The 1549-nt window shown below is 67.9% G+C and carries 3 protein-coding genes; 2 read left to right on the forward strand and 1 reads right to left on the reverse strand.

Features of this window, described 5'->3' with window-relative positions; all coding sequences use genetic code 11:
- Positions 1-86: 86 nt before the first annotated feature.
- Positions 87-437, reverse strand: coding sequence for an RNA polymerase-binding protein RbpA (locus U9980_RS06185; protein ID WP_239310521.1), 351 nt, complete (start codon positions 435-437; stop codon positions 87-89).
- 163 nt (positions 438-600) lie between these two features.
- On the opposite strand from U9980_RS06185, the gene U9980_RS06190 reads away from it, so the two are divergent.
- Positions 601-1044 (forward strand): DUF4267 domain-containing protein, encoded by a 444-nt coding sequence (locus U9980_RS06190; protein WP_322767059.1) that lies wholly within the window; start codon positions 601-603, stop codon positions 1042-1044.
- A 22-nt stretch (positions 1045-1066) separates the two neighbouring features.
- Positions 1067-1468, forward strand: coding sequence for a peptide-methionine (R)-S-oxide reductase MsrB (gene msrB / locus U9980_RS06195; protein WP_322767054.1), 402 nt, complete (start codon positions 1067-1069; stop codon positions 1466-1468).
- Positions 1469-1549: the final 81 nt, after the last annotated feature.

A 1549-nucleotide genomic window follows, 5' to 3' on the forward strand; every position in this document is an offset into this window, starting at 1 on the left:
GAACAGGGCGAACATGGGTGTGGCCGGCCGGAGGACCCGGTCGGCCACATCATCTGTCGACTGCTGCCGCCGCCGCGAAGGTCGCGTCAGGCGGAGCGGCGGTCCTGACCGGTGCCCCGCAGAACGGCAAGTCGCTCGGCCAGGACCTCTTCGAGGTCGTCGGTGGTACGCCGCTCCATGAGCATGTCCCAATGGGTGCGCGGGGGCTTGCTCTTCTTCGGCTCCGGGACCTCGCCGTTGACGATGACCGACCCGGCACCACAGACACGGCACTCCCAGACCGCCGGGACCTCGGCCTCGGCGGCGAAGGGCATGGTGAACTGGTGGCCGTTCGGGCAGTCGTAGGACGCGGTCTGGCGTGGCGCGAGTTCAGTGCTGCGATCCGTCTCGTAGGACACCGCACCTAGCCGGCTGCCTCGCAGGATGCGCTCGCCCATAAAAAACCCTCCCGAGCGTCGGTACCAGTGAGGAACTCAGAATCACCAACGCACAGACCCTGTTCGACGTTCCCACGACGACAAGGCGGGTAACGAGATCGTGCTCACACTACGTAGAAGAACGATCGCCGTGACGCCGATTCCCGCCACGCACAGTCCGCGTGTGGCACTGCTTGGCGTCACACGGTGCGCGATCGGTGTCGGCTTGCTGACACGTCCGGCCGGATTCGCGCGAATCGCTGGGATAGACCGGGTAACCGCCGAACGGACGGCATGGATAACACGAGTGGCGGCCGTCCGTGATCTGGCCCTCGGCGCCGGGTTGCTCACGGCGTCCACCCGAGGGGAACCCGAACAGATTCGGACCTGGTTGTGGGCGGGAATGCTCGTCGACGCGGCCGACGCGGCCCTGTTGGTCGCCGCAGGGGCACGCCATCAGGTCGCTCCGCTGTCGGCGGCGGTCGCGGTGGCGGCAGCCGCGTGTGGTCTGGCGGGCGCAGGTCCGGTTGCCGTGGCAGCGTCCCGGAACAAAGCCGAAACATCAGACGTCACACATCGGGGGCCGCTACGCGCCGAAGGCCTCGGCGCGCCGGTCGGCGAAGCCTGACACCGATGACAGGGAGGGCACCGTGACAGCGGAGCAGGTCGTGAAGACCGACGAGGAGTGGCGCCGGGAGCTTTCGCCGGAGCGGTACGCCGTGCTGCGTGACGCGGCGACCGAACCACCCTTCACCGGCGCATACACCTACAGCAAGGAAACGGGAATCTACCGTTGCGGCGCCTGCGGCAACGCCTTGTTCGACTCGTCCACGAAGTACGAGTCCGGTTCGGGTTGGCCGAGTTTCTTCCAGCCGGCCGTGACCGAGGCGGTGGAGCTGGTGGAGGACAGGTCACACGGCATGATCCGGACCGAGGTACGGTGCCGACGGTGTGGATCACATCTCGGACATGTGTTCGACGACGGTCCGGAACCGACCGGTCAGCGGTACTGCATGAACTCCCTCGCTCTTGATCTCGACGCGGCGACCTGAGACCGCAACGCTGACGGGTCGTGGCGGGGCCGAGCACGCGCCGCCGCGACCCGGGCGCCTGCTCGGCCCTCCCCCGCCGGG

Source organism: Protofrankia sp. Cr1, assembly GCF_963555865.1.
Classification (GTDB): Bacteria; Actinomycetota; Actinomycetes; order Frankiales; family Frankiaceae; genus Protofrankia.

Excerpts from the sequence above, each read along its gene's own strand:
- U9980_RS06185 (WP_239310521.1), bottom strand. The coding sequence starts at position 437 with ATGGGCGAGCGCATCCTGCGAGGCAGCCGGCTAGGTGCGGTGTCCTAC.